Annotated in this window: 13 protein-coding genes; 7 read left to right on the top strand and 6 right to left on the bottom strand. The window is 41.6% G+C overall.

Annotated elements, in window-relative coordinates; genetic code table 11:
- Positions 1 to 440 precede the first annotated feature (440 nt).
- Positions 441 to 980: an RNA polymerase sigma factor gene (locus AC1XUO_RS14700; protein WP_483330547.1), complete on the top strand. Its 540-nt coding sequence runs from the start codon at positions 441 to 443 to the stop codon at positions 978 to 980.
- Between the two features lie 105 nt (positions 981 to 1085).
- Here the strand turns inward: AC1XUO_RS14700 and AC1XUO_RS14695 are convergent, their stop codons facing one another.
- Complete coding sequence (locus tag AC1XUO_RS14695) at positions 1086 to 1697, bottom strand: hypothetical protein (RefSeq protein ID WP_483330546.1); 612 nt, start codon at positions 1695 to 1697, stop codon at positions 1086 to 1088.
- A gap of 90 nt (positions 1698 to 1787) precedes the next feature.
- Positions 1788 to 2618, bottom strand: a complete 831-nt coding sequence (gene lgt, locus AC1XUO_RS14690; RefSeq protein WP_483330545.1) for a prolipoprotein diacylglyceryl transferase — start codon at positions 2616 to 2618, stop codon at positions 1788 to 1790.
- Positions 2619 to 2668: 50 nt separating this feature from the next.
- On the opposite strand from lgt, the gene yidD reads away from it, so the two are divergent.
- Positions 2669 to 2878 carry a membrane protein insertion efficiency factor YidD gene (yidD, locus tag AC1XUO_RS14685; protein WP_137342320.1) on the top strand — a complete coding sequence of 70 codons (210 nt, stop codon included), beginning with the start codon at positions 2669 to 2671 and terminating at the stop codon, positions 2876 to 2878.
- A 14-nt stretch (positions 2879 to 2892) separates the two neighbouring features.
- Here the strand turns inward: yidD and AC1XUO_RS14680 are convergent, their stop codons facing one another.
- Positions 2893 to 3846 carry an AAA family ATPase gene (locus tag AC1XUO_RS14680; RefSeq protein WP_483330544.1) on the bottom strand — a complete coding sequence of 318 codons (954 nt, stop codon included), beginning with the start codon at positions 3844 to 3846 and terminating at the stop codon, positions 2893 to 2895.
- Positions 3847 to 3916: 70 nt separating this feature from the next.
- Positions 3917 to 4777 carry a peptide chain release factor N(5)-glutamine methyltransferase gene (gene prmC / locus AC1XUO_RS14675; RefSeq protein ID WP_483330543.1) on the bottom strand — a complete coding sequence of 287 codons (861 nt, stop codon included), beginning with the start codon at positions 4775 to 4777 and terminating at the stop codon, positions 3917 to 3919.
- A gap of 93 nt (positions 4778 to 4870) precedes the next feature.
- On the opposite strand from prmC, the gene ribD reads away from it, so the two are divergent.
- Positions 4871 to 5938 carry a bifunctional diaminohydroxyphosphoribosylaminopyrimidine deaminase/5-amino-6-(5-phosphoribosylamino)uracil reductase RibD gene (ribD, locus tag AC1XUO_RS14670; RefSeq protein WP_483330542.1) on the top strand — a complete coding sequence of 356 codons (1068 nt, stop codon included), beginning with the start codon at positions 4871 to 4873 and terminating at the stop codon, positions 5936 to 5938.
- Here ribD and AC1XUO_RS14665 read toward each other — a convergent pair.
- Entirely contained in the window at positions 5935 to 6708 is a 774-nt protein-coding gene (locus AC1XUO_RS14665; RefSeq protein WP_483330541.1) for a shikimate dehydrogenase family protein, read from the bottom strand. The genes ribD and AC1XUO_RS14665 overlap by 4 nt on opposite strands.
- Positions 6709 to 7028: 320 nt before the next feature.
- Here AC1XUO_RS14665 and AC1XUO_RS14660 point away from each other — a divergent pair, with 320 nt between their 5' ends.
- Positions 7029 to 12407 (top strand): S8 family serine peptidase, encoded by a 5379-nt coding sequence (locus AC1XUO_RS14660; protein ID WP_483330540.1) that lies wholly within the window; start codon positions 7029 to 7031, stop codon positions 12405 to 12407.
- A gap of 120 nt (positions 12408 to 12527) precedes the next feature.
- Here AC1XUO_RS14660 and AC1XUO_RS14655 read toward each other — a convergent pair whose 3' ends face one another.
- On the bottom strand, positions 12528 to 14126 hold the full coding sequence (locus tag AC1XUO_RS14655) for an amidase (protein ID WP_483330539.1): 1599 nt from the start codon (positions 14124 to 14126) through the stop codon (positions 12528 to 12530).
- Positions 14127 to 14280: 154 nt separating this feature from the next.
- Between AC1XUO_RS14655 and AC1XUO_RS14650 the strand changes: the two genes are divergently transcribed.
- From AC1XUO_RS14650 to AC1XUO_RS14640, 3 genes are all read left to right on the top strand, one after another.
- On the top strand, positions 14281 to 15264 hold the full coding sequence (locus AC1XUO_RS14650) for a nucleoside hydrolase (RefSeq protein ID WP_483330538.1): 984 nt from the start codon (positions 14281 to 14283) through the stop codon (positions 15262 to 15264).
- A 124-nt stretch (positions 15265 to 15388) separates the two neighbouring features.
- Positions 15389 to 17983 (top strand): family 20 glycosylhydrolase, encoded by a 2595-nt coding sequence (locus AC1XUO_RS14645; protein WP_483330537.1) that lies wholly within the window; start codon positions 15389 to 15391, stop codon positions 17981 to 17983.
- A gap of 193 nt (positions 17984 to 18176) precedes the next feature.
- Positions 18177 to 19427: a sugar MFS transporter gene (locus AC1XUO_RS14640; protein ID WP_483330536.1), complete on the top strand. Its 1251-nt coding sequence runs from the start codon at positions 18177 to 18179 to the stop codon at positions 19425 to 19427.
- Positions 19428 to 19461 lie beyond the last annotated feature (34 nt).

Below are 19461 nucleotides of genomic sequence, written 5' to 3'. Positions count from 1 at the left end.
TATTAGTCCTTCGAATCGCTATTAAACATGAATTAAATCTTTGAAGATGTGTGGGATAGCGGGCGTTTACGTATTTAATAAGAATTAATTATTATCATTTTATTAAAAATGGGCACGTTGCGCAAATTGAAGATCTTTTTACGCAAGTTACGATCTGAATTTAAAACCTGATCTGTAAATTTATAATCATATTTCTACTGGCACTGATCAAAACTTAAAAGTTACATCAATTAATAACCGCGATTTATAACATTGATATTGTAACATTTTAATTCCTTTTTATAAAAAAACATAGAATACCGATCATAAATGATGGCCGATTAGTCGTTTTTCTTTAATGCTAATTGTATTAATGACTGAAAAATCACTATCAAATCATGAGATCGGATGTTTGCGAAAAAATAAAAGAACCCTGTTAATTTGACATAACCTTTAGAATCGTGACCCATCCTGACGAAAATATGCTGATTAAAGTTACGCAAGGTGACAGATCGGCGTTTGCAGAGCTCTACAATTTTTATAAAGTACCTGCATTGCGGTTCTCAATTTCATTATTAAAAGATGAAGAAGAGGCTGAAAATATGGTACAGGATGTATTTTTGAAAATATGGATGAAACGGGATCATATCAAGCCAGATCATAATTTCAATTCATACCTTTTCACGTGTCTCCGTAATATGGCTTTTGACCATTTCAAGAAAATGGAAAAAAATGAATATCTCCGTAAGCAGTATATGGAGGTCATGCAGGTTGCAGCTGACGATGAAAAAGAAGAAAAAGAACGGCGTATATACCTTGTCCAGACTGCTATTGATTCCCTCTCAATAAAGAGAAAACAGATCTTGAAGTTAAATGTGGAAGAAGGGAAATCTTACCAGGAAATTGCCGAATTTCTTAGGATTTCAAAAAATACTGTGAAGAATCAACTCGTTAAAGCAAAACAAATATTAAGAGAAAAGGTAGATTTTGCGGCAATTTGAGAAAGACACGCTAACGGATATAAACCCCAATAACGCTGCACTAATATTCCTAAACCCAAAAAGAGGAGCTTACCGGCTCCTCTTTTTTTACAGGTGTCAATTTTATTATTTTAATCCTGACAATTGATCAAGATCAAGGTCTGACAGAATACTTTTTAATTGATCCATGGAAAGATTATCTCCATTGATGTTCACCACGAACCGATCGCCTACCAGCACATTTATTTCTCCGGATTTACTTTCGTTGTTGTACTTTTCGTAACCCTTATATCCGTCGATTTTTGTTGTTTTCTCATAACCATTATCTGTTTCCTTGTCAATATCTGCCATGGTCCATGCAGCAAGAGTCATGGTTCCAACGCCAGCCACACCGCCTGTGTCAAAAATTTCTATGTGTACCGACTCATCGGCTTCACCGGAATATCTGGCCTCTGCTCGGGAAATGGTGAAGCCCATCGCTCCGTTTTTTTCTCCCGAAGCTTCTTTTCTGACCATTCCTTTGATTGATTCCGGCAACAGTTCTTTCAGTTTACGGAAATCAACGGGGTCAACAGGTTCCTTCTTTTGCATTTTCTCTGCCTTTTCAGCGAACTGCTGCAAAGCTTCTACGGTGCTTTTAGGTTCTTCTTTTTCTTCTTCGGCTTCTTTGTTTCCACCACAGCTGGCGTGTAACAAAGCACAAGCAATTGTCAGAGAAAGGATAAGTTTTCTTTTCATGCGGATAGCGTTTAGGTTTAATGGATGAGTGCAATTTACCTAAAATATCATCTGATATATAATCATTTAGTGCATTTCCATTCAACGTATTTACTCCATTCCGGCAACCGATTTATTTCTTGACTGTATAATAAAATAAATACCTAAAAGCACGACAGGAATACTCAATATCTGTCCCATATTTAAAGCATAATTGGCTTCAAAAGCCTCTTGATTCTCTTTCAGGAATTCATAAAGGAATCTCAAAGTGAATACCCAGACAAAGAAAACGCCTACCAAAAGACCACGCGGTGTCTTTTCCTTAAATTTATTCCACAAAGCAAGCAGGATAAAGAATAGCACCAGGCAAGAAATCGATTCGTAAAGTTGGGCCGGGTGTCTTGGTATTTGTAAAAATTCCGTGTTTTTCATAAAAATAAATCCCCAGGCAACATCTGTCGGACGGCCAACAATTTCTGAATTCATCAAATTTCCAAGCCGGATAAAGGAACCGGCAAGTGCTACCAGAATAACCATGCGATCCGCGACCCAGAGAAAGGTTTGACCGGTTGCTTTTCGTGCTCTGGAATAAAGATATAGGCCTGTGACAATTCCAACAACAGCGCCGTGACTGGCGAGTCCGGCATAGGGGGGAAGGATTACTTCGAGCGGATTTTTGAAAAGGACTTCTGGTTCGTAGAATAAAAAGTGGCCGACGCGTGCTCCTATTACCGTTGATATCACCATGTACAACGTCAGCGCATCAATATCGTCTAGCGGCTTTTTCTCTTTTTTGAAAATGTGGATCATGATTTGCTGACCGATTAAAAACCCCGCAGCAAAAAGAAGACCATACCAACGAACAGGAAAAGGGCCGAACCCCAAAAATTCGGGGATTGTAAAAATTTCGGGATTTACGTCCCAAATTATATAGGAAATCATGCGTTTATGATGTTAATTGTCAAAGATAATATTTTACACAACGAAGCAAAATGAAATTTTTACTCATTGGATTGGTCCGGATTTATCAAGGTGTTCTGTCGCCTTATCTGCCTAATTCATGCAGGTATACACCCACTTGTTCGCAATATATGATTCAGGCCATCACAAAATACGGCGTGTTAAAAGGTGTGCCGATGGGTTTAAAAAGGTTTTCCCGTTGCCATCCCTGGGGCGGTCACGGGCATGATCCTGTTCCCTGAACAATTAAGAAAACTTATCCGATTGCAACTTTTCTTAATATTGAATCAATGATTGTTGTGGTTTTTACCCCATCCGCCTCTGCTTCATAATTCAGCATAATCCTGTGATTCATAATATCAGGAGCTAATGCTTTAATATCTTCCGGCAATACATAATCACGGCCTTCAAGGTATGCCAGAGCTTTCGCCGCGCGGTTCAGATAAATCGTTGCCCGGGGAGAAACTCCAAACTGAATATATCTTGCCTCATCACGTAAACCATACTCCAAAGGCCTTCTTGTAGCAAAAACCAACTCGATGATATATCGTTCAAGAGTATCTGAAATATTTACTTTATTGACGTTTTCACGGATAGCAAAAATATCCTGTTTGTTAAGAATAGGCTTGATCTGATAATCAAAAGTGATGTCAGACATACGGCGCATTACTTCGAGTTCTTCCTGCTTATTCAAATAATCGACGTACACTTTCATCATGAAACGGTCGATCTGAGCTTCCGGGAGGGGATATGTACCTTCCTGCTCAACCGGATTTTGAGTAGCCAATACGACAAAAGGTTTATCCAGGTAGTAAGTTTGGTCGCCTATCGTTACCTGTTTTTCCTGCATCGCTTCCAACAAAGCAGATTGTACTTTTGCGGGAGACCTGTTTACTTCATCCGCCAGAATAATATTAGAAAAAATCGGCCCTTTTTTTACTTCATAATCACCGATTTTAGGCTTATAAATCATGGTGCCAATTAAATCGGCAGGCAGCAGATCCGGTGTAAACTGAATACGGCGAAAGTCGAGCTGTAAAACTTTCGCCATAACGTTGATAGTCAGGGTTTTGGCTAGGCCTGGCACGCCCTCCAAAAGAATGTGGCCACCAGTAAAAAGTCCGATAAGCAGGCGGTTGAGCAGTCTGTCCTGTCCAACGACTACCTTTCCCATTTCATCAAGAACTTCTTTTATTTTTTCTAAATACATGAGGCGTTATTTTTAACACGGAATATTCCGGGTTAGCACAGAAATAATTCGAAACCTTTCTGAAAAAAAATTATTTCCAAACGGCTCTGACGAATCGGTCCTTTCCGTGAATATCACGCAGGATTTCAACCTGAGTATAATTTCTTTCTTCAAAAACCTGCTTTGTTCCGGTGCCAAAATGCTCATTTATTTCGACATAACATTTTCCGCCTGGTTTTATATGATGCACACCGAAGTCGGCAATGGCTTTATAGAACAATAAGGGATCACTGTCTTCAACAAAAAGTGCTTCATGCGGCTCAAAACGTAGTACATTCGGGCGCATGTGTTCTGCTTCTGAGTACGTTACGTAAGGCGGATTACTCACCAAACAGTCAAATTTTATAACATTTCCAGGTAACGGAAAAGTTACATTCAGCATATCCTGTTTTGCAAACTGAACGTCCGCAATAAGCTGGCGGGCATTTTCACGTGCTACTGAAAGTGCTTCGTCGGAAACGTCCCAGGCATGAACGGTAACATGCGGAAGGAAACGAGCAAGAACGATTGCAATACAGCCACTTCCCGTACCGATATCCAGGATCGCCACGTCTTTGTCAGGCTCAGCATAGTCGCGAGTTACCATCTGAACCAACTCTTCGGTTTCAGGTCTCGGGATTAAAACAGAGGAAGAAACCCGGAATTCGAGACCACAAAATTCGGTTGTTCCGATGATGTGCTGAACGGGCTCGTTGTTGTTCAGTCTTGAAATAATATTTTCCCAATCCGGGTGCGCGGTATTTTCCGGAATAGGGCGATCTACCAAAACATCTATATTTCTTATCCGCATGTAATGTTCCAGTAGCATAAAGGCTATGGCCTGGGATTCTTTGGGCGGATAGACATTAATTCCACTTACAATATGTTGATATAACTGACGAGCCGAAGTCATTTTTAGTTGATTTTTTATTCTGATGTCGGAAAGTTAGCAAATTATAAGAACTCACGAAAGTTGAGTTTAAAACGAGGTTTGTATTTTTGTCAAATGAACAAGGATAAAGAGTGGATGCAGCGGGCTTTGCAGCTTGCAGAATATGGACGTGGAAGTGTCAGCCCGAACCCTATGGTGGGTTGCGTGATCGTGTGTAATGATGAAATTATTGGTGAAGGCTGGCATCGGAATTATGGTGGTCCGCATGCAGAAGTGCGTGCTGTGGAAGATGTTGAAAAAAGAAATAACGGACACTTGTTTTCCGAAGCAACAGCTTACGTCACGTTGGAACCTTGTTCGCATACGGGAAAAACTCCGCCATGTGCAGATTTGCTGGTAGATAAAGGAATAAAAAAAGTAGTGGTTTGTAACGGCGATCCCAATCCGCTGGTATCCGGACGAGGTATTCGGCGATTGCAGGATGCTGGTATTGAGGTGGTTCAGAATGTGCTTGCTGAGGCAGGAGAGATGCTGAACAAAAGATTTTTTACCAATTTTCTGGAAAAACGTCCTTTTGTAATTTTAAAGTGGGCTGAAACTGCTGATGGATATATCGCGGAGGAAAATGGTAACCCAGTAAAAATAAGTGGTGAATTATCAAGTGTTAATGTGCATAAATGGCGGTCTGAGGAAGATGCCATACTCGTGGGTTATAATACTGCTTTGCATGATAATCCAAAATTAGATGTCCGTCAGTGGGAGGGGCGAAATCCGGTCCGCATCGTATTGGATCGAAATCTTTTGCTTCCTGATACCCTAAATTTATTTGATAGTTCTCAGAAAACGTTTGTAGTAAATTATTTAAAACAAACTGATTTGGAAAGTTTTTCCGGACGATATGCGGATCATGGAAAAACTGCTTACATCAAAATAAATCCTGGTACCGACGAGATCAATCAGCTTTTGCAGGAGCTTTCTAAAAGAGGAATTCAATCGGTGTTGGTTGAGGGAGGAGCTCTGGTATTAGGTTCATTTTTGAAAGTTGGATTGTGGGATGAAATAAGAAGGTGCCAGAGTTTAAAAAAAATGGGCAGCGGCATCAAAGCACCACTGCCACAAGGCGTTTTTACAGGTTCTGAACAAATTGAAGAAGATTCTTGGAGTTTTTATTCCAGGGTTTAAACACTCCACATATCTTCTTCTGAATTCCAGATTTCCCAGGCTTTCTCCGCCTGCATTTCAAGCATTTTTAATCCATTATGGACCGCAGCACCCTGATCAAATCCCTTTTGCATAAATAAGGTTGTGGTAGGATTGTACACCAGATCGTACAAGAAATGCCCTTTTGCCAGCCACTGATAGGGAATCTCAGGACAAGCATCTACGTTTGGATGCGTGCCAAGTGGTGTTGTATTGATGATCAAGAGGTGGCTTTCCATAATCTCCTGCGTAAGATCTTCGTATAAAAGTGAATCGTTGCCTTTCTGGCGGGATACAATTTTATATTCTGTCTTCATATCGTCTAATGCCGTTTTTACGGCCTGTGCAGCTCCTCCGTTTCCTAATACCAATGCCTTAAAATTACAGCAGGCTTCGCCGCGACGATCCATCCATTCGGATATGGATTGGCGAAAACCATAATAGTCTGTATTGTAACCTTTCGTGCTTCCATCGGCGAAAATCTTAATCGTATTCACTGCTCCGATGCGCTCCGCAGAAGCATCGTCAAGATCGTCCAGGTATTTTATGACTTCCTGTTTATATGGAATCGTCACATTTAGCCCCTTCAAATCAGGATGTTTTTTTAACAAAGCGGGAAGATTGTCGAGCGACTGCATTTCAAAAAGGTCGTAGCCGCAATTATGTATTTTCTCACGGATAAATTTTTCGGTGAAATAACGCTTCGAAAAAGAATGCGTAAGTGGATAACCTATCAGGCCGTATAAGTTCATAACAATTTCAATGATGTTCACAGCCTGAATTTAATAGCAAGGCAGTGAAGTGGAAAACGAGTCGAAGCTCAAACAAAATCATGTTAAAGGCAACGAAGTTAGCTGACTCTTTTTTTATTAACAAAAAATTGAAATCTGGCGGCGTTAAGTGACTTGTAGAACAGTCTCAGAATCTTCAAAGTAGTTAAAAGAATTTGTAGAAGAGATTAATTTTTATTTTTTGTGATATTAAAAGATTTCCTGTGATTATGCATTATTTTTAATTATAATTAGAAGTAATTCTCTAATATTGGGATAAAGTAATTCTACCCGGCTATCATATGAAATGGAAAAATCTCTACCTATTTATCGCATTTTTTGCAATTTGTTCGACCACGACTTTTGGACAGTATAGAATTTTTTTACGTGAAGGATCCTTTACTCCGGAAAGTAATATCTCCACCCAGCAAATAGGAGAGTTTAATAGAAAGCTCAGGTCGCTAAATCGTAAATCATTTGTTGTCATCCAATTCGAAAATGTTCCGGGCGAGGCAGAAAAGAAACAACTGCGCAGCGAGGGTATCGAATTATTAGATTACATTCCTGATAACGCCTACACTGCAACGGTGAACACGGCATTGAATGCTGGTTCTTTGAGAAATGCGAAGGTAAGGTCGGTCATGGAGCTCAGTGTTAACCAAAAATTGCACGCTGCGTTAGCCAATGGTAAATTTCCATTGTATGCTGTTAAAACGCCTGGAATGGTAGACGTTTGGATTAGCTTTCCCAAAACTTTTACATTCCAGGAAATCAGTGAGGAATTAGTTAATAAAAACTTCGTGATCACCGGTGAGACCTTTAAAGCTTACGGTGTGCTGGAATTGCGTATACCGGTGACACGTATCGCTGAACTGGCTACATTCCCGTTTGTACAATATGTACAACCTATCCCGGCTCCGGATCAAGCTTTTAATGATCATAGTGAGGAAAATTCCAGAGCAAATGTGCTAAGCTCATCGGTTTCAGGAAATCGTAATTTACATGGTGAAGGCGTTGTGGTTGGTATTGGAGACAACGCAAACCCGATGTTGCATATCGATTTTAATAATCGTGTCATTAACCGTTTCGCGTCAGAAACAAGTGAGTCACATGGACTGCATGTAATGGGAACGATGGCCGGTGCAGGTATTATCGATGAGCGCTACAAAGGATATGCACCAAAGGCCAAAATTATCGCGCATCACTTTTCTAATTTGCTGATCAATCTACCAAATTATGTGAAAGACTATGGGATGGTGGTTACCAACAATTCCTATGGCAACGATGTGACGAGCTGTACTTCTTTCGGTGCTTATGATTTGTATTCCCAGATTTTAGATCAGCAGGCATTTGATATGCCCTTTCTGGAAAATGTTTTTGCCGTTGGCAACAGCGGTGCTGTTCCGTGCAGCCCATTCCCTGCCGGATTCGGGACATCATTGGGGGGATATCAGGCTTCAAAAAATATAATTTCAGTAGGAAATACACAGATGGATGGTCAGATTTCGATTTATTCAAGCAGAGGACCGGCCAAGGATGGAAGGATAAAACCTGAGATTGTTGTGCAGGGGACTACGATCAGATCGACTACACCTGTGAATAATTACGGATTAGGATCAGGGACGAGTATGGCCTCTCCGGCAGTTTCAGGGAGTCTGGCGCTTTTATATCAACAATACAGAAAACTGAATGGCGGAGCGAATCCTAAAAATGCGCTTATGAAGGCGTTGATCTGTAATAGCGGGATGGATAAAGGGAATGCCGGGCCGGATTTTAAGTATGGATTTGGTTGGCTGAATCTTGTCCGTTCAGTTAAAATGTTGGAAAGCGGAAGTTACATCAATGGAACGGTGTCAAATAAGGCATCTAAAAATCACACCATCAACATTCCGGAAAATACTGCACAGCTGAAAGTGATGTTATACTGGAATGATCCGGCAGCGGCAATTCAGGCAAGCCAGACTTTGGTTAATGACCTGGATTTGGAGTTATTCAATCCTTCACAAACCAAAACCTTACCCAAAATTCTGGACGCAGCTCCGTTAAATGTTGATAATCCTGCAACAACTGGTGCGGATCATATCAATAATATCGAACAGGTTGTTATTGATAGTCCGGTAGCGGGTAGTTATAATATTGTAATCAAAGGTACAGCAATCAACAAAAATCCTGAACAGGAGTATTTTGTAGTCTATGATGCAATTCCTGTTGAAACGACAATTACATATCCAATCGGTACTGAGCGGGTGCAGCAGGGCGATGTGATTAACGTTAGTTGGGATTCTTTTGGAAATGATGGAAACGGTTTTACCATTCAATATTCGATAGATAATGGCGGTTCCTGGATTGATATCAATGCATCGGTAGCAGCAAATCTTCGCCAGTTGAGCTGGACAATCCCGAACATTACTACCTCTCAGGCGAGAGTTAAAATTTCTCAGAATGGAACTGGAAATGTGAGCATAAGTGAACCTTTTACCATATTGGGAGTTCCTAATGTTACGCTTTCTCCGATTCAATGCGAGGGATATGCAGCCATTCAATGGGATGCCGTTGCTGGCGCTACGGACTATGAAGTGATGATGTTGCAGGGTGAGGAAATGATTTCCGTTGCTACAACTACTTCAACAAACTATAATTTAACCGGCTTGTCGAAAGACCTGACGTATTGGATAACTGTGCGTGCAAGATTGAATGGTAATCCAGGTAGGAGAGCTACCGCCCTTTCCCGAAAACCAGACAACGGAAATTGCAGCGGAACAATATCCGATAATGACTTCAAGGTTGATGCCATAGTAACGCCTGCCTCTTCCGGAAGGAAATTTACAGGAACTGAGTTGTCTGCCACCTCAGCGATCAAGGTGAGAATTAAAAATCTTGACGATGTCAGTTCTTCCGGAAATTTTGCTGTCAGGTATTTTATAAATGATGTTTTAAAAGGGGAAGAAACAGTAGGCACATCGATTCCAGGTGGAGGTACGCATGAGGTTACTTTTTCATCACTTGCAGATCTGTCAGAGGTCAGATCATATACTGTAAAAGTTGAAGTTGATAAACCCGGTGATGTCGTTGCTGCAAACAATAGTATTACATCAGTTTTCAAACAGCTGGGTAATAATCCTGTTGCGATGCCGTTTTTGGACGATATGGAATCGCTTCCAAAGCAAGAATTTCTCGAAAACCAGACCGGTCTTGATGCGTCTGACCGATATGACTTTTCAAGTAATACTGCTTTCGGCCGCATCAGAACTTTTGCCAGCTCCGGAGCGGCTGGCTCAGGTGAGCGCGCACTGGTCCTGGATGCGGACAGATATATAGAAAATGGGAATACCAATTTTTTGGTAGCAACCTTTAATCTTTCAGCATTTAATGCAGCTAACGATGATATCAGGTTAAACTTCAGATATAAAAATCATGGACAGTCCAGCAATTCCAATAACCGCGTCTGGATCCGTGGAACAGACAGCGATCCGTGGATTGAAGTTTATAATCTTTATACAAATCAAAATGGCGTTACAGGATCATATAAATTAACTTCCGATATCGAGATCAGCAAAGTTTTAAATGCTAATGCTAAAAATTTCTCGTCGAGTTTTCAGGTTCGTTTTGGTCAGTATGGAAAAGTCATGGTAGCCGATTCTTACAGCGGAGCTGGTTACAGTTTTGATGATATCAGGTTGACAGCAATTGCAAATGACGTGCAGGCCGTAAGCTTAACCAGCCCTGCGCTATCAGGATGTGGAATAGGAAGTAATGAAATTGTGAGCGTGTTGGTGCGTAACAATTCGCCCTCGGCGCTTACTAACATTCCTGTAAAATTTCAGGTTGACAATGGAGCTGTTTTTGTTGAAAATATCGCATCGATTGGAGGAAACGCTACCAGTGAATATACTTTCCAAACCAGGGCAGATCTGTCAGTGCCTGGAACGCATACGTTAAAGGTATGGGTTGATTTGCCTTCTGATTCAAATCTTTCGAACAATACTGTTCTTGCAGAAATTTTCAATTCGCCGCTGATTTCTTCTTTTCCTTACCTGGAAAATTTTGAAAACGGAACCAGCTTCTGGTATAGCAGCGGTACCAACAATTCCTGGAAATTCGGAACGCCGAATGCAACCAAAATAAACAGGGCCGCGAGTGGCAACAAAGCCTGGAAAACCAGTTTGACTGGAAAGTATAATGCAAATGAAGTATCGTATTTATATTCGCCATGTTTTGATTTGCGCGAAATGCTGGTACCGACGATCAGTTTCAATGTGGCACTGGATATTGAAGATTGCGGAAGAAATATCTGTGACATCGCGTATATGGAATACTCAACCGACGGGTCAGCATGGAGGCGTTTGGGAGCGAACGGTCAGGGGACAAACTGGTATAATAAGTCCAACACCAACGACAACGGATGGAGCGCACAGGATTATACCCGCTGGCATGTGGCCACCATGGCTTTACCGGCAGGTAGCGCCAGTATTCGTTTACGATTTGTATTGCGGACGGACGAAACCGAAATGCGCGAAGGAATTGCTATTGATGATATTCACGTGTACGATAACCGGAACGGGATCTATGACGGGAATAGCATGTCCGCCGCTGCACAGGGTTCCGATGCCGGGAAACAATGGACAAATTATACAAACAACGGCGCGTTGGTAGCGTCTGTTTACAGTAATAACCAGGATCTGGGAAATACGGATGTTCGTATTTATGTCAATTCAGGTGCTGTTCGTAATACAAACGGACAATATTATTTAAACCGAAATGCGACGATAAAACCGACCAATTATAATTTTACAGACTCCGTAACCGTTCGTTTGTTTTTCCTGGATTCTGATGTTGAAAGGCTCATTGCTGCCACTGGCTGTGGTTCCTGTGCAAAACCTTCGTCCGTGGCGGAACTGGGAATTTCCAAGTACAGTGATTCAAACGATGTCAACGAAGATGGAACTGTGGTAAATAACAGTACTACTGGCTGGCTGTTTATTCCGGCTGATAAGACGAAAAAGGTGCCGTTTGATAAGGGATATTATGCTGAATTTAAAGTGAAAAACTTATCAGAATTCTGGCTTAGCCGGGATGCGATGGGTGCTGCAACGCCTCTTCCTGTTGAACTTCTTAGTTTTACGGCAAAAAGAAAGGAGGGCACAGAAGCTTCTCCTGATGTTATAACGGAATGGGTAACAACATCTGAGGTAAATTTCAGTCATTTTGAACTTGAAGTAGCCAGGGGTAACGATGCTTTGAAAAGGGGGCAGTTTGAAAAAATTGGCGAGATATTGGCAGATGGCAGCACGGGTAAAGGCCAGCGTTATTTTTTTATCGATTATGAAAAAGACAAAACAGACATCCGTTACTATCGTCTGAAAATGGTTGATCTGGATGATACCTTCGAATATTCCATAATCCGCCCGGTTGAATTTCGTGATAAAACAGATTGGCAGATTTACCCGAACCCGTCGAAAGATATTTTCAACATGGTATACCAGGCAAATGCAGGCGAAGAGGTCCGGGTTAATATTATGGACCTGACCGGTAGAACATCAGTTAAGGGGAAATTCTCGGGATCGGGATCAGTTCAGAAATATCAGATCGACCTCGGTGGTGCTACTTTCGCGCCTGGCTTGTATATGGTCGAAGTGGTTGCTGGAAGCAGGAGAGAAGTTTTTCGATTGGTTAAACTTTAAAGCAATTGGTCAAGGAAATCAGGAAGTCCACACGGTTATGGCTGTGTGGACTTCCTATTTTTTTTGGTAAAATAATCCTGAGACTTTGGCATTTTTTTCAGCCGGCTTTCAGCTTGATAACTAAATGCTTTTGATAAATTTCGGTGCTCTTCTTTTTTTCGAAACCTGTTCGTAAGCATAGCCAATTGTAATTAATTTTCCTTCGTCATAAGCTCTCCCCAAAAAGGATAACCCAACCGGAATTTCACTTACAAATCCCATCGGCACAGTCAGAGACGGATATCCGGCTAAAGCTGCCGGTCCATAAGATCCATAGCCAGTCCAGAAATCACCGTTGACGGGATCGATGCACCAGGATGGCCCGGTTGCCGGTCCGCAAAGGGCGTCGAGGTTTTGTTCGTTCAACAAATCATCGATCATTTTTCTGACGCCGGTTACTATGGCATAAGCCTCCAGATATCCCGGACTTTTCAAATCGCCTCTTTTTTGGGAGCTTTCCAAAAGTTCTTGTTGAAAAATCGGCATCGCCCTTGCAGCATTATCACTATTAAACTTAATCAGTTCTTCCAAAGATTTTACTTTGCCATTTGCCTTGCTCAGATAAGCGTTTAAACCGTCCTTGAATTCATATTCGAGCACCTGGCCGGTACTGTTGCCCAGGCTTCTAAATTTTATGAAGTCCACCTCGACAATTGTTGCACCTTTACTTTTCATCACCTCAATTGCTTCCTTAAAAAGCGAATCCATTCCCTCATGTTTATTGAGAAAACTTTTTTCGATACCAATTCGCTTGCCAGTCAATCCGTCTGTTTTGAGGAAAGAGGTATAATCTGAAAGTGCTTTTCCCTGGCTCGCTGCTGTCGCCTCGTCTTCCTGGTCAACCCCTGTCATTCCTCCTAAAAGCAATGCCGCATCTTTTACTGTTCTGCCCAAAGGTCCGGCGGTATCCTGCGTTTTCGAAATGGGGATAATGCCTGTTCTGCTTACAACACCGACCGTAGGTTTTATTCCCACAACATTATTCATCGAAGCAGGGCAAGCGATGGAGCCATTTGTTTCAGTTCCAACCGAAACCGCGCATAAATTGGCCGCTACGGAAACGCCTGAACCTGAACTCGATCCGCAGGGCGAGCGATCAAGCACGTATGGATTTCTGGTTTGTCCGCCGCGGCTGCTCCATCCGCTCGAAGACCTGGTCGAACGGAAATTTGCCCATTCACTCATGTTGGTTTTTCCAAGAATAACTACGCCCGCTTTTCTTAATTGTTTTACTACAAAAGAATCGGTTTTTGCGATATTCCCTTCCATAGCAATCGAGCCGGCTGTCGTCTGCATTTTGTCAGCCGTATCAATATTGTCTTTGATCAGAATCGGAATTCCGTGCAAAGGTCCCCGGATTTTACCCGCAGCCCGTTCTTTGTCAAGTTCTGCGGCAATTTTCAGAGCGTCCGGGTTAAGTTCAATAATAGAATTAATAAGAGGTCCTTTTTTATCGATTTCACTGATGCGGTCGAGGTATAATTTCACGATTTGCTGTGAACTCGCTCCGCCGCTTTTCATCATTTTTTGCAAGTCGTCGATACCTAACTCATCCAGTTTAAAACCATTTTCCAGTTTAGAAAAACCATTTTCGGATTTTAGATTAAAACCCAGTGCTGAGATTCCAAATAATGATAAACCCGCCAATGATCCTGTATGAATAAATTTTCTGCGATGCATAAGTTGTTAGTAATATGAGTGATGCTAAATATAACTTTACAGCGCGGATTAATCATGAAACTTGCAACAAAAAATCTTTGTATTTCGAAGATGTAATCAGTGAATTTCGGCTTACAGCACAAGTGCTTTACAAACCCTACAAAATCATCACCCTATGAAATACATGCTATCAGCTTTTTTGCTTTTTTTTAGTTTATATACCTCTGCACAAATTTCCCGTACAAGGCAGGTCGCTTTAATTTTGGATACGGATATTGGTCCGGATTATGACGACGTAGGCGCGATGGCGGTCATGCATGCATTGGCCGACAGAGGAGAGGTAAGGCCGCTGGCGGTTATTGCCAGCAATAAAAATGCACTTGTTGCGCCGACGATCGAAATCATTAATAATTATTTTAGCCGTCCGGACTTGCCGATTGCTGCACCGAAAGGAAAAGCTCCGGATATGGGAGCTTCTCAAAAATGGCCGGAAATGCTTGTGCAGAAATATCCTCACAAAATTAAGTCAACGGAGGAAGTTCCGGATGCGGTTCAGACTTACAGGAAAATTCTGGCTGCACAGCCGGATCAGAGTGTAACGATCGTCACAATCGGTTTTCTAACCAATCTTTCCAATTTACTAGAATCCGGACCTGACGAAATATCTAAATTATCAGGAATGGATCTGATCAAAAGAAAAGTAAAAGAAGTTGTTTCCATGGCGGGCGGATTTCCTAAGGGGCGCGAGTTTAATGTTTTGATTGATTCAGTTGCCTCGGAAAATGTGTTCACAAAGTGGCCGACACAAATAACTTTCAGTGGTTTCGAAATAGGGAATGGTATCAAAACAGGTTTGAAAGTTATCGCTAATAAAAATCTTGAAAGTCCGGTAAAAGATGTTTACGCCTTGGCCATCCCGTTGAGTAAAGATGATCAGGAAGGACGAATGAGCTGGGATCAAACGGCCGTGTTGGTAGCCGTTCGGGGAGCGCAACATTATTTTGATTTAAAACGGGGGAAAATAATTATTAACGGAGGCAATAATGAGTGGCGCGATGATCCTATGGGGCAACATGCCTACTTGACTGAGGAAATGTCTTTCAAAGATTTATCCATGATCATCGAAACGCTGATGATGCATAGGGGCGAAGATAAATGACATCTCCTTTCTTTAAATGGTATGTTTTAACCATCTTGCAGTACTATAAATACAGATAGTCAGGATGTTTTTATTTCTTGAAAACAACTTCGAAAACTCTTAAAAAATCCAATTATTGTTCCTGATGAAGAAATCCATTTTATTATTGATTGCCTCGTTTTTTGTGCTTGCAGCATGCAGTCCTTCCGGCAAATTTTCGAAAGAAGAAGCGCAGAAGATTGGTGTTTCCTGGAAACTGATGACCAACTTTACAGAAGTTGACGGTACGTTTAAGGCGAAATTTACACTTAAAAATGGCGGTGATATCGCACTAAATGACAAAAACTGGACCCTGTTTTTCAATATGTCCCCCCGTCCGATCCAGGCGAATAAATCTCCTGAACCTGCGAAGGTTGAACATATCAACGGAGATTGGTATAAGTTGGTGCCGGAAAAAGATTTCAAGCTCAATGCTGGTGATTCAATCACGATTAACTACTTCGGAACAAGTGGTGTGATCAAAGAAACGGATGCGCCGCTTGGGTTATATTTTGTTTTTTATGATGAAGAAGGTAAAGAAAAGGATATCGTTCAGGTAGCAAATTATACGATCGAGCCTTTTACAACAAAAGAGCAGATCTTACGTGGAAAAGGAGATTTGGAACCTATTCAAACGGCTGAATTGCGATATAAACAAAATCTGGTTATGTCGCCGGTTGATTCTGGTCAGCTCCAGAAGATTATTCCTGCACCCGTAAAAATTACGAACAGCCCCGGGACTTTCACACTGAACAATGAAACTGCTATTTACTACGAAGCAGGACTGGAAGGTGAAGCGAAATATCTTAGTGAAAAATTAAAAACGGTTACCGGAAAGGCATATCAAGCAAAAAGCGGTTTACCTGAGGCAGCAACTGCGAATAGTATCATCCTGAAATCAGGCAAAGTCCAGGTCAACGGTGTTTCCAAAGAAGCATATTCGCTTGGCATTAATGGTAATGGAGTTATAATTACCGGAAGTGATGCAGCAGGCGTATTTTATGGTGTGCAAAGCCTGATGGCACTTGTTCCATTGGGAGCATTTCAGAAACCATCTGCTACAATCTCATTAGGTTTTACACAAATTGAAGACGCTCCAAGATTTTATTTCCGTGGTCTGCACCTGGATGTGGCCAGAAATTTCCAGACCAAAGAATCTGTAAAACGCATCATTGATTTGCTTGCTACCTATAAAATTAACCACCTTTTGTTTTACACAGCAGAAGATGAAGGCTGGCGTGTTGAAATTGATGGTTTGCCGGAATTGACGAAAGTAGGTGCACAGCGCCAACATACCAGCAATATGAATAATTCGGTTTTGCATCCTTCCTATGGATCCGGTCCGATCGCTAACGATGAAGGAAAATTTGGCGCTGGGTATTATACCAAAGCAGATTTTATTGAGATACTGAAATATGCGAAGGAAAGACATGTCAACGTCATTCCTGAGCTCAATTTTCCAGGTCACGCGCGTGCTGCGATCAAATCAATGGAAGCGCGTTACGATCGTTTGATGAAGGAAGGAAAAGAAACAGAAGCGAATGAATACCGTCTGATTGATCCTGACGACAAATCCGTATACATTTCCGCACAGGGATATAAAGACAACGTGGTTAGTGTTGCGCGTGAATCTACCTATCATTTCTTTGAAAAAGTGGTAGATGAAATGGCGAAAATGTATAAAGAGGCAGGTCTGACGATGGATACTTTCCATACCGGCGGCGACGAGGTTGCGGACGGGGTTTGGGAAAAATCACCCATGGCAGCGAAATTGCTGAAAGATAACCCTGAAATTAGAAGTGTTAAAAATCTTCAGTCTTATTTTTTCCGCAGGCTGGTTCCAAGACTTGAAAAACGTAACCTGAAAATTCATGGTTGGGAAGAAGTCGCCCTTACAAAAACTCCGCAGGGGAAATACCTGCCAAACCCGGAATTTATCGGAAAACAGGTCGTGCCTTATATCTGGAACAACGTATTTGATGTGGATTTGGGGAACCGGATGGCCAATGCAGGTTATCAGGTTATTCTTTGTAACGTCACGAATTTGTATTTTGATATGTCCTACAACAATGATCCGAAAGAACCGGGTCTGTATTGGGGAGGGTTTGTGAATACCTGGGACAACTGGGCTTTCGCGCCGTTTGATATGTTTAAAACAACTTATACCACCGCGATGGGAAAACCGATGGTGGAAGAATTTGTTGGAAAAGAAAAATTAAAACCAGAAGCACGGAAAAATATTCTTGGTCTGGAAGCTGAACTGTGGAGTGAAACGGTTAAGGGGCGTGACATGATGGAATATATGATCCTCCCAAAACTTTTCGGTTTCGCGGAAAGTGCCTGGTCACCGCAAAGAAGCTGGGAAACAATTGAAGACAAAACCGCAAGAGATAAGTCGATCGCCGTTGGCTGGAATGTATTTGCAAATTCTATCGCGCAAAAAGAAATTCCAAGATTGAGTTATCTCAACGGAGGTTACAACTACCGCCTTCCATTACCTGGCGCCATTGTTGAAAACGGTATGCTGAAAGCCAATGTTGATATGCCGGGACTAGCGATTCGTTACACGACAGACGGCTCTGAACCGACCGTTCAATCTGCGTTATATGCTAATCCGGTAAAAGTTTCAGGTACTGTCAAATTGAAAACTTTTGATAAAGCTGGAAAATCCAGCCGGACGAGTATTGTGGAAGGTAAATAATTGTCACATCGATTGCATTAGAAATCAAAATTCAAATTGTTTTACCTGGCGAGCACAGTTTGAGGCTCGCCAGGAAATATAAATTTGTTTTGGTAAATAAAGCCTTGATGAAATTATGATCCTTTAAAAGTTGCTTTTGGGAATTCGCTAATTAACGAATCAATCTAGATATACCCGCCCTCTAAACCCTCTCATGAAACGAAACATTTTTATCGTAATCCTGATATTACTGATCTTTTTTGTAATATCCTTTTTGACCAATATCCTCGGTCCGATTATCCCTGACATTGTCCAAAGTTTTGATCTTAGTATCGGCCTGGCCGGTTTTCTGCCTTTTTCATTCTTTGTTGCCTATGGCGTCATGTCAATTCCAGCGGGATTGATGGTAGAGAAATATGGTGAAAAAACGGTTTTGTTGATCGCATTTTTTCTTGCTTTCGCAGGTGCTTTGCTTTTTGCTGTAAATCCCGGATTTAAGATTGCCCTGCTTTCTTTATTTTTGATAGGCGTGGGAATGGCCATGTTACAGGTTGTCATCAATCCATTGCTGCGTGTTGCAGGAGGAGAGGAAAAATTTGCATTTAATTCGGTACTCGCACAATTATTTTTTGGTGCGGCGTCATTTCTTAGCCCGCTGCTGTATAGTTATCTCGTATTAAATGTCCACTCCGGACATTCAGGGTTTTTAATTGAAACACTCAACAAACTGGTACCGGAAAACCTGAAATGGGTTTCTTTATACTGGGTATTTGCAGTGATCTCAGTCCTGATGGTAGTCGTCATAACCTTGGTAAAATTTCCAAAAGTCGAATTAAAAGAAGAAGAGAAAATTGATGTAGGCGAAGCGTTCAAAGAACTTTCTGTAAACCGGTCAGTCTGGTTATTTTTTCTGGGAATTTTCGCATACGTTGGAACCGAGCAAGGGATAGCCAACTGGATTTCAAAGTTTCTTCAAACTTATCACAACGTAGATCCTGCTACAACCGGAGCCTCCGTGATCTCCTACTTTTGGGGTTTACTCACGATCGGCTGCTTTCTGGGTCTTATACTTTTAAAGTTGATCGATAGTAAAAAAGTACTTCTCGTTTTTACAATGGGTGCTATTGTCTCATTATTGGTGGCTTTATTCGGATCGAAAGAAATAAGCTTGTATGCCTTTCCATTAACCGGTTTTTTCGCGTCCGTTATGTATTCGGTCATTTTTTCTCTGGCGTTGAATTCGGTACCGAACCACCATGGAACATTTTCAGGAATCCTATGCGCAGGTATCGCCGGAGGCGCCGTTGTGCCTTTGATTATTGGGGGTTTGGGAGAATTAGTTGGCTTGAAATTAGCGATGTTATTCCTTTTGATAACGCTGGGTTATATTCTGAGTATTGGTATTTGGGCCAAACCGCTGGTCAATAATGATACGGTAAAAAACCTCAGGGAATTGTTTGCCTGACAATCTGTTTACTATTCTAATCCTCGCAATTTTG

Source organism: Dyadobacter sp. HNCC25DJ186, assembly GCF_056895235.1.
This window is presented reverse-complemented; position numbering and strand designations above follow the sequence as displayed.

What these genes read in the sequence shown, in the direction of transcription:
- AC1XUO_RS14695 (WP_483330546.1), bottom strand. Translation starts at nt 1,697, where the DNA reads ATGAAAAGAAAACTTATCCTTTCTCTGACAATTGCTTGTGCTTTGTTA.
- lgt (WP_483330545.1), bottom strand. Translation starts at nt 2,618, where the DNA reads ATGATTTCCTATATAATTTGGGACGTAAATCCCGAAATTTTTACAATC.
- yidD (WP_137342320.1), top strand. Translation starts at nt 2,669, where the DNA reads ATGAAATTTTTACTCATTGGATTGGTCCGGATTTATCAAGGTGTTCTG.
- AC1XUO_RS14680 (WP_483330544.1), bottom strand. Translation starts at nt 3,846, where the DNA reads ATGTATTTAGAAAAAATAAAAGAAGTTCTTGATGAAATGGGAAAGGTA.
- prmC (WP_483330543.1), bottom strand. Translation starts at nt 4,777, where the DNA reads ATGACTTCGGCTCGTCAGTTATATCAACATATTGTAAGTGGAATTAAT.
- ribD (WP_483330542.1), top strand. Translation starts at nt 4,871, where the DNA reads ATGAACAAGGATAAAGAGTGGATGCAGCGGGCTTTGCAGCTTGCAGAA.
- AC1XUO_RS14665 (WP_483330541.1), bottom strand. Translation starts at nt 6,708, where the DNA reads ATGAACTTATACGGCCTGATAGGTTATCCACTTACGCATTCTTTTTCG.
- AC1XUO_RS14660 (WP_483330540.1), top strand. Translation starts at nt 7,029, where the DNA reads ATGAAATGGAAAAATCTCTACCTATTTATCGCATTTTTTGCAATTTGT.
- AC1XUO_RS14655 (WP_483330539.1), bottom strand. Translation starts at nt 14,126, where the DNA reads ATGCATCGCAGAAAATTTATTCATACAGGATCATTGGCGGGTTTATCA.
- AC1XUO_RS14650 (WP_483330538.1), top strand. Translation starts at nt 14,281, where the DNA reads ATGAAATACATGCTATCAGCTTTTTTGCTTTTTTTTAGTTTATATACC.
- AC1XUO_RS14645 (WP_483330537.1), top strand. Translation starts at nt 15,389, where the DNA reads ATGAAGAAATCCATTTTATTATTGATTGCCTCGTTTTTTGTGCTTGCA.
- AC1XUO_RS14640 (WP_483330536.1), top strand. Translation starts at nt 18,177, where the DNA reads ATGAAACGAAACATTTTTATCGTAATCCTGATATTACTGATCTTTTTT.